Here is an 8694-nt window from a genome sequence, read left to right as displayed (position 1 = left end):
ACCGCCGGGGACCTCGGCGTGGACGCGGCCGAGAACATCGTCACCGCCCTCGACCAGGTCGCGGCCCGGGTCGCGCCCGACGAGCTCGGCACCGCCGAACGTGCCCTGGTGGCCAGTGCCACCGGCGCCGTCACCGACGACACCCGCGGCCTGCCCGGGGAGGGGTTCGCGTTCCCTGCGGACCTGGTGCGGGGCATGGCCAGCCAGTGGCAGGCCCGCCTCGATCCCGACGGCACCGCCCCCAACGAGCCCGTCGCCGAGGCCCGCAGCACTGTCGGGTTCGGGCTCTTCCGCGACGGCCTCTACCCGCTCCGCGGCGGAGTCACGCCGGAGCTCCGCGGCATCATGAACGCCATCTTCGACACGTACCTCTCCGCTCACGCGGCGCCGGCATTCCCCACGGCCGAGGAACAGGCGCGCATGGCGGCCGGGCAGCTGATCCCGGGGGCGGAGGCCGCGGCCCTCAGCGACGACCGTAACGGTGGTCAGAAACGCGCCGACATCCTCCGTGGTGTGTTCGAAGCCGCCACCCGTGACCCGGGGACCCCGACCATGGGCGGCGCCGCCCCCACCGTCATGATCCACGTCAACCATGCCGACCTTACCGCCGACCATGGGGTGGGTTGGATCGACGGCGTCGAAGCGCCGATCTCTCTGACAAGTGTGAAGCAGGCGCTCTGCGCCGGCGGATTTCAGGAGATCCGGTTCGGGCCGCACAACGAGGTCCTCAGCCTCAGCACCGAGAATCGTTTCTTCAACCGGGCCCAACGCCGCGCCATCGCCGCCCGCGACGGCGGCTGCACCATCCCCGGCTGCACCGTGCCCGCCGCCTGGTGCGAAGTACACCACGTCACCCCCTGGCACCGCGGCGGAAAAACCAAGATCGACAACGGGGTCCTGTTGTGCTGGTACCACCACCACAGCATCGACACCTCCGGCTGGAACATCCGCATGATCCGCGGCAAACCCCAAGTCCGGGCACCCTACTGCTACGACCCCACCCGCACCTGGCGACCTGCGGGAGGGGACCGGTTGGGGGCTCGACAGGCTCAACCAACGTTGGCGTGATTTTTCGGGATCGGGTCACCAAATGGCTCAGACACGGACGTTGGTTAGAGCCTCCGGAATCAAGTCACAGGTGCGTTCCGGGACAGAAAAACCCCCGCACCCAGTGAGAAAAACCGGGATGCGGAGGAACGAGAAGCGCGGAGACGGTGGGATTTGAACCCACGGTACCCCGTGAAGGGTACTCCACCTTAGCAGGGTGGTGCACTAAGCCGTACTATGCGACGTCTCCTTGGTGTCTGCAGCGCAAACCCACGTAGGCAAGCATAACGGTACTGACGGCATCCGCACGAACCGAGGACTGCGGGCGCCGCCCGGAGGCTACTGGTCCTCGAGCGACCGGCCTGCAGAGCAGGTGACGTCTCCGGCGGTCTGGCCCTGGACTGAATCGGAAAGCACTGCGGTCGGGGGCGTCGCGGCCGGATCCGGGACCGGTGCGGCCGGATCGGTCGTGGCATCGGGATCCGGGATCGCAGCCGGGTCCTCCGCAGCCGGGTCTCCGGCCAATTGGAGCGAGTCGTCATCTTCGACGGCGGTGAACAGGTCGTCGAAGTCCGGCTGGATCGGTTCCACGCCGCCGTCAACATTGCCGGTCGGGGCCTGCACGAAGACCACCTTGCTGAGGTCGATGTCCTTCAGGGCCACGGCGATCGACGCCAGGGTGGAGACGTCGTTGAGACTCGTGGACAGGTTCATGTTGGCCGTGACGGCCTTGGCCAGCGAGTACACCTTGACGGGATCGGAGAGTGTGGACGCACTCTTCACGGTTCGTACGAGGGAGGACAGGAACACCTGCTGGTTGCTGATCCGCGTCAGGTCGCTGCCGTCGCCGACGCCATGGCGGGTGCGCAGGAACTGCAGCGCCTCCAGACCCTCGAGCGTGTGCATTCCGGCCGGAAGGTAGGTGTTCGTGTACTCGTCTTCGATGTCTTCGGCGACACAGACCGGCACGCCGCCGACGGCCGTCGACATGGCCATGACGCCGTCGAACTGCACCTCTGCCGCATAGGGGATGCTCAAACCGGTGAGCTTCTCGACCGTGAGCACGGTGCAAGCCAGGCCACCGTAGGTGAGCGTGGTGTTGATTTTCTGGCTGCTCATCGCGTCGAAGGTGCCGCCGGCAGGGTCCGGGCACTCGGGGATGGGAACGTACATGTCCCGGGGGAAGCTGATCACGGAGGCGTTGGTGTGGTCTTCGGAGATGTGCAGCAGCATGGTGACATCGTTGAGGTCGCCGGTGGAATCCTCCGGCCCGAACGAGGCATCCTGACCCTTTCGGCTGTCACTGCCGACCACCAGCAGGTTCACGCCGCCCGGGATCGCATCGATCTTGGGGGCGGGACCCTCGGTCTCGTTGGCCAGGGGCACGCTCTCCTGCACACTCGACGCGACATCGTAGGTCGCGATCGCGGCGACGGATGCACCACTCACGAGCAGCACGGCCAGTGACGCGGCGAGCACCTTGGCCACGGTCACGAACGGGTTGGAGCGGCGCAGCCGGCCATGGCGGGCGATGGTACTGAGCTTCTTCGATCGTGTCGAGCGGGGGCGTAATTCGTCGCTCACTCAGGTCCCTTCGTTTGTGCAGGTCGTGCAGAATCGAGGTGCGGAGGGCGTGGGATTCGAACCCACGAGACATCTCTGCCCACCAGTTTTCAAGACTGGCTCCATCGGCCGCTCGGACAGCCCTCCCGGTTCGCTGCCCGCGGTGCTGGTATAACACGCGGTCGCGGACTAACGAATACCGACCGATTCTAGCCGCTTGCAGGCTCACCACAGTGCCAGAGGATGCTGGCAGCGGGCTGGGCACCGCCTACAGGCTGCTCAGAACGAGCGCGAGCCCATCTTCGTGAACGGCGCCGGTGATCTCGCCGGCCGCCGCGAGCACCTCGTGCGGAGCCTGCCCCATGGCTACTCCCCGACCCTGGACCGACGCCCACTGCAGCATCTCGATGTCGTTGCGCCCGTCGCCGACGGCCATCACGCGGCTCCGCGGAATCCCGAACTCGGCGCGCACCCGCTCCATGGCGGTGGCCTTGTTCACGCCGTCGGGGGCGATATCGAGCCAGGCAGTCCAGCCGATCGCGTAGCTCACCCGGTTCAGCCCCATCCGGTCGACGATCTGAAGAAAATCCTCCATGTCGTGGTCAGGCGAGATGACGACCACCCGGGTGGCGTCCTGGCGCAGCAGATCGTCGAACTCGACGTGCTCGCTATCCAGCCCGATCGTGGCATCCGGGAACGGCTCCGTGTAGCGGTAGAAGCCGCGCTCGTCTTCGACGGCGTACCTGGCACCGACCAGGTGCGAGCGGATCTGCATCAACACATCGGTCGGATCGAAGGTCTCGACCCATTCGCGCCGGTACCCGGTGGGGGAAGCCGGGTCGCGGTGCAGGGTGATCGCACCGTTCGAGCAGACCACGAAGCGCGGGGTGATGTCCAGGCGCTCGAGCACGGGGAGCGTGGTGGCGGACGAGCGCCCGGTGGCGAGCATGACCTCATGACCGGCCGCGGCGAGCCGCCGCACCTGGTCGAGGACGCCGTCGCTGATCGTGCCGTTCTCGTGCATGGTGGTGCCGTCGATGTCGAGGGCCACCAGCCAGGGGGCATCCGTCGGCGTCGTCATGCGCCCACCGGCCGAATGACGTCGAGGCCGCCCAGCCAGGGGCGCAGCGCCTCGGGCATGAGTACCGAGCCATCCGCCTGTTGGTGCGTTTCGAGCAGGGCCACAATCCAGCGGGTCGTCGCCAGGGTGCCGTTGAGGGTTGCGACCGGCGTGGTCTTGCCCGACTCGGTGCGGTAACGGATATCGAGCCGGCGCGCCTGGTAGGTCGTGCAGTTGCTCGTGCTGGTCAGTTCGCGGTAGGCGTTCTGGGTGGGGACCCACGCCTCGATGTCGAACTTGCGGGCGGCGCTGGAGCCGAGGTCGCCGGCGGCCACGTCGATGACGCGGTAGCTGAGGCCGAGCGCCTGGAGCATGTCCTCCTGCAGGGCGACGAGGCGGTCGTGCTCGGCCTCGGCATTCTCCGGCAGCACGTAGGTGAACATCTCCAGCTTGTTGAACTGGTGCACCCGGATGATGCCGCGGGTGTCCTTGCCGCCCGAACCGGCCTCGCGCCGATAGCAGGTGGACCAGCCGGCGTAGCGGAGCGGTCCGCCGGACAGGTCCAGGATCTCGTCCGAGTGGTAGCCGGCGAGCGCGACCTCGCTGGTGCCGGTGAGGTAGAGGTCGTCGGCGGGGAGGAAGTAGACCTCGTCGGCGTGCTCGCCGAGGAACCCGGTGCCGTCCATGATCTCGGGCCGCACCAGGGTGGGCGTGATCAGGGGGATGAAGCCGGCCGCCAGCGCCCGGTCGAGCGCCATGTTCATCAGCGCGATCTCGAGGCGGGCGCCGATGCCGCGCAGGAAGTAGAACCGGGCGCCGGACACTTTGGCCCCTCGGGCCATGTCGATGGCACCGAGCAGTTCGCCCAGCTCGAGGTGGTCGCGCGGCTCGAAGTCGAAGGCGGGCACGGCGCCATGGGTGCGGAGGGTGACGAAGTTCTCTTCACCGCCGGCCGGTACGCCGTCGATGACGGGGTTCGCGAGGGTGCGCACGACCGCGGTGAACAGCGCCTCGGCCTCGCTCGAGGCGGCCGCGGCGGACTTGACGTCGGCAGCGAGGCTCTGTGCCTGGGCGACGAGGGCCTTCTTCTCCGCGGGAGGCGCGGAGGCCACTTGCTTGCCGAACTGGTTCTGGGCGGCACGCAGCGCCTCGAACGCCCGGATAGTGGCGCGACGCTCCGCGTCGGCGGCGAGCGCGTCGTCGACCGCCTCGACCGACGCACCGCGCGCTTTCTGCGAACGCTTGATGAGGTCAGGATTCTCTCGCAGCAGCACAGGATCAATCACCGAATCAGTCTACAAGCGCATGGTCCAGCACCTTGCTAGCCTTACCGCGTGGATACTCCCGATCAACCGACAGTTGTTCGGCGGGCGGCAATCGTCTACAACCCCACCAAAGTCGACCTGGACCGCCTGCGGGCGAGCGTGGCCCGCGCGGAGACCGCGTCGGACTGGGCCGGCTCGCTCTGGCTCCCGACCGCCGCGGACGACGCCGGCAGGCAAGCCGCCCGGCTCGCCCTGGCGAAGGGTGCGTCCCTGGTGCTCGTGGCGGGCGGCGACGGCACGATTCGCGCGATCGCCGACGTGCTCCGTGGCTCCGGTGTGCCCCTGGCCATCGTGCCCCTCGGCACCGGCAATCTGCTGGCCCGCAACCTGGGCCTGCCGCTGTCGAACCTTGACGAGGCCACCATGGTTGCCTTCACGGGCGGAAACAAGCCGATCGACGTGGGTGTGGCATCCGTGCGCACCGACGACGGCGCCCTGGCCGACCACGTCTTCCTCGTGATGGCGGGCATCGGCATCGACGCCCAGATGGTCGTGAGCACGCGGCCCGAACTGAAGCGGGCGGTGGGCTGGCTGGCCTACGTCGACGCCGTGGCGCGCGTGCTCCCCCGGGTCAAGCCGTTCCAGATCCGGTACAGCCTGAACGGGCGCCCGCACCGGCCGGCGCACGTGAGCACCATCCTGATCGGCAATTGCGGCCTGCTGCCGGGAAATATCCAGATTCTGCCGGATGCCCGCCTCGACGACGGCATCCTCGACATCGCCATGCTGCAGCCCAAGGGTGTGCTCGGCTGGCTCACAATCTGGCGCCGGGTGACGTGGGAGAACGGCGTTCTGCGCCGCTCGGCGGCCGGGCGTCGCATCATCGAGCGAACCGAATCGACCACTGCACGGGTGCTGACGACGCTGCACGCCGCCGATATCCGGATCGTGCTGGTCGAGGCGCAGGAGTTCGAGGTGGACGGCGACGCGCTCGGCCCGGTGCGCTCGGTGTCCCTGCGCACCGACCCTGCCGCCCTCGTCCTGCGGGTTCCCGTCGCGGCCTGAGGGCCGGGCCGGGCTGGACTGGGCTGGGCTGGGCTGGGCTGGGCAGGGCTGGTGGGACCGTCAGACCGCGGGTTCGCCGAGCAGGCCGCGCAGCCAGGCGCGCGCACCGATGAAAACGTTGTCGTTGTAGCGCGAGGTGAACTCGATCGGCTGCTTGTCGGCCCGCGGGTACGAGCCGAGGAAGATCACCTGGGGGCTGAACCGGCGCAGGCCGAGCAGCGCGTCGGCCACGCGTTCGTCGTGGATATGACCGTCGGCATCGATCACGAACCGGTAGCGCCCCAGGGCGTCGCCGATGGGGCGCGACTGGATCAGGCTGAGGTTGACGCCCCGGGTGGCGAACTGCTCGAGCATCTCGAGCAGGGCGCCTGAGCGGTCTTCGGGCAGCTCCACGATCAGGCTGGTCTTGTCGGCGCCAGTGCGGGGCGGCACGGTGGTGGTTCGGCTGACGAGCACGAAGCGGGTGACCGCGTTGGCGTTGTCGCCGATACTGCGGGCGAGCACGACCACATCGTGGTGCTTCTCGATGCCGGGCGGGGCGATGGCAGCATCCGCCTGCCCTGATTCGACCAGCGACGCGGCGGCGGCCACGTTGCTCGACGCCGGAAGGTGGCCGTGGTGCGGCAGATTGGATTCCAGCCAGCGGCGGCACTGCGCATAGGCGACCGGATGCGCGTTGACGATCTTCACATCGGCCAGCGCGGTGCCCGGGCGAGCCACCAGGACGAAGTTCACCGGAACCAGGTACTCGCCGATGATGCGCAGGTCGGGCACGCTCGCGAGGGCATCCTGCGTGGCGGACACGCCACCGTCGACGGAGTTCTCGATCGCGATCATCGCGGCCACACTGCGGCCGGACACGACGTCGTCGAACGCCTCGCCGACATTGTTCACGGCCCGCCACGGCTTGCCCTGGGCTTCGACGACCTGGGTGAGGGCTGCCTCGGTGAAGGTGCCCGTCGGCCCAAGGAAGCTGTAGCTGACATTGCGCGACTCGGACATGCAGATCAGCCTAGTTGCAGTGCAAGACTGGACACCATGAACGAACGCGCGGGCACAGCGGCCCTGGAATCTGACCTTGTCGATGTCGAAGCGCTGGTGAAGGCGTACTACGACCTGAAACCGGATGTCACGGTGCCAGGCCAGCGAGTGGCCTTCGGCACCTCCGGTCACCGAGGGAGCTCCCTCAACACGGCCTTCAATGAAGACCACATCATCGCGACCACGCAGGCGATCGTTGAATTCCGCGCCATGCAGGGCATCACCGGGCCGCTCTTCATCGGCACCGACCCGCACGCCCTGAGCGCGCCAGCCTATACGACCGCCCTCGAAGTGCTCGTCGCGAACGGCGTGCGCGTGCTGGTCGACGAGTTCGACGACTATGTGCCTACTCCGGCCCTCTCGCACGCGATCCTGGCCTACAACCGGGCCGGGAACAGCGACGAGGCCGATGGGATCGTGGTCACCCCGAGCCACAACCCGCCCTCCGACGGCGGCTTCAAATACAACCCACCGCACGGCGGACCGGCCGACAGCGACGCCACCTCGTGGATCGCCGCCCGGGCCAACGAACTCATCGCCGCCGGGCTCAATGATGTCAAAAAGAGCGAGCCCAGCGCGGTCGAGACCTACGACTTCCGCGGTGGGTACGTGAATGACCTTGAGAACATCATCGACATGGCCGCCATCAAGGCCAGCGGCATTCGTATCGGAGCCGACCCGCTCGGCGGCGCGAGCGTGGGCTACTGGGGTGCGATTCGCGACCGCTACGAGCTCAACCTGACCGTGATCAACCCCCACGTCGACCCCACCTGGCGCTTCATGACCCTGGACTGGGACGGCAAGATCCGGATGGATCCGTCGAGCCCGTCCGTGATGGCATCCGTCGCCGCCCACAAGGACGAGTTCGACATCGTCACCGGCAACGACGCCGACGCCGACCGGCACGGTATCGTCACCCCCGACGGCGGGCTGATGAACCCGAACCACTTCCTGGCCGTGGCCATCGACTACCTGTACAGCCACCGCGAAGGCTGGCGGGCGGATGCCGCGATCGGCAAGACGCTCGTCTCCTCCACCATGATCGACCGCGTCGCGGGTTTCCTCGGCCGCGACCTCTGGGAGGTGCCGGTCGGATTCAAGTGGTTCGTTCCGGGCCTGATCGACGGCTCGGTCGCCTTCGGCGGCGAGGAGAGCGCCGGCGCCAGCTTCGTGCGCTTCGACGGAACCGTCTGGACCACCGATAAAGACGGCATCCTGCTGGCCCTGCTCGCCTCGGAGATTCTCGCCGTGACCGGCAAGACGCCCAGCCAACGCTACGCCGAGCTGGCCGAGCACTTCGGCGACCCGGCCTACGCTCGCGTGGACGCGGCCGCGACGCCCGCCCAGAAGGCGCAGCTGTCCAAGCTCGACGGAGCCGCCATCACTGCCACCGAACTCGCCGGCGAGAAGATCATCGCCAAGCTGAGTCACGCTCCCGGCAACGGTGCGGCAATCGGCGGCGTCAAGGTCGTCACCGAGAACGCCTGGTTCGCGGCCCGGCCGAGTGGCACCGAGGACGTTTACAAGATCTACGCCGAGTCCTTCACTGGCCCGGAACACCTGAAGCAGGTGCAGATCGAGGCCAAGGCCATCGTCGACGGCGCCATCGCCTGACGCGTCTGATCCGGACCGGCTTGACCACCGCGGCGGTCG

At 68.0% G+C, this 8694-nt stretch carries 7 protein-coding genes and 2 tRNA genes; 3 read left to right on the top strand and 6 right to left on the bottom strand.

All coding sequences use genetic code 11. The annotated features are described in order from the left end of the window. The coding region (locus E3N94_RS05240) for an HNH endonuclease signature motif containing protein (RefSeq protein WP_134569922.1) at nt 1-1068 on the top strand (1068 nt) is incomplete at its 5' end. Between the two features lie 138 nt (nt 1069-1206). Here the strand turns inward: E3N94_RS05240 and E3N94_RS05235 are convergent. The 5 genes from E3N94_RS05235 to serS form a co-directional block, all read right to left on the bottom strand. Continuing rightward, nucleotides 1207-1297 (bottom strand) — tRNA-Ser (locus E3N94_RS05235). An 89-nt stretch (nt 1298-1386) separates the two neighbouring features. After that, nucleotides 1387-2631: an LCP family protein gene (locus E3N94_RS05230; RefSeq protein WP_104099894.1), complete on the bottom strand. Its 1245-nt coding sequence runs from the start codon at nt 2629-2631 to the stop codon at nt 1387-1389. Nucleotides 2632-2672: 41 nt separating this feature from the next. Then, nucleotides 2673-2757: transfer RNA gene (locus E3N94_RS05225), tRNA-Ser, on the bottom strand. Between the two features lie 121 nt (nt 2758-2878). After that, complete coding sequence (locus E3N94_RS05220; RefSeq protein WP_104099895.1) at nt 2879-3691, bottom strand: HAD family hydrolase; 813 nt, start codon at nt 3689-3691, stop codon at nt 2879-2881. After that, nucleotides 3688-4956 (bottom strand): serine--tRNA ligase, encoded by a 1269-nt coding sequence (gene serS, locus E3N94_RS05215; protein ID WP_134400991.1) that lies wholly within the window; start codon nt 4954-4956, stop codon nt 3688-3690. Before serS ends, E3N94_RS05220 begins: the two co-directional genes overlap by 4 nt. Before the next feature lie 48 nt (nt 4957-5004). On the opposite strand from serS, the gene E3N94_RS05210 reads away from it, so the two are divergent. Then, nucleotides 5005-6000: a diacylglycerol kinase family protein gene (locus E3N94_RS05210; RefSeq protein WP_104099897.1), complete on the top strand. Its 996-nt coding sequence runs from the start codon at nt 5005-5007 to the stop codon at nt 5998-6000. 60 nt (nt 6001-6060) lie between these two features. On the opposite strand, the gene pheA is transcribed toward E3N94_RS05210, so the two are convergent. Continuing rightward, a complete protein-coding gene (gene pheA, locus E3N94_RS05205) occupies nt 6061-7002 on the bottom strand; it encodes a prephenate dehydratase (protein ID WP_104099898.1) in 942 nt (313 codons plus the stop codon). Nucleotides 7003-7038: 36 nt separating this feature from the next. Between pheA and pgm the strand changes: the two genes are divergently transcribed. After that, nucleotides 7039-8655 carry a phosphoglucomutase (alpha-D-glucose-1,6-bisphosphate-dependent) gene (gene pgm, locus E3N94_RS05200; protein ID WP_104099899.1) on the top strand — a complete coding sequence of 539 codons (1617 nt, stop codon included), beginning with the start codon at nt 7039-7041 and terminating at the stop codon, nt 8653-8655. The last annotated feature ends 39 nt before the right edge of the window (nt 8656-8694 follow it).

The sequence above is a fragment of the Cryobacterium sp. Sr3 genome, assembly GCF_004402835.1.
Taxonomy (GTDB): domain Bacteria; phylum Actinomycetota; class Actinomycetes; order Actinomycetales; family Microbacteriaceae; genus Cryobacterium; species Cryobacterium sandaracinum.
The sequence above is the reverse complement of the archived record's forward strand: the minus strand, read 5'-3'. Positions and strand labels throughout refer to the sequence as shown.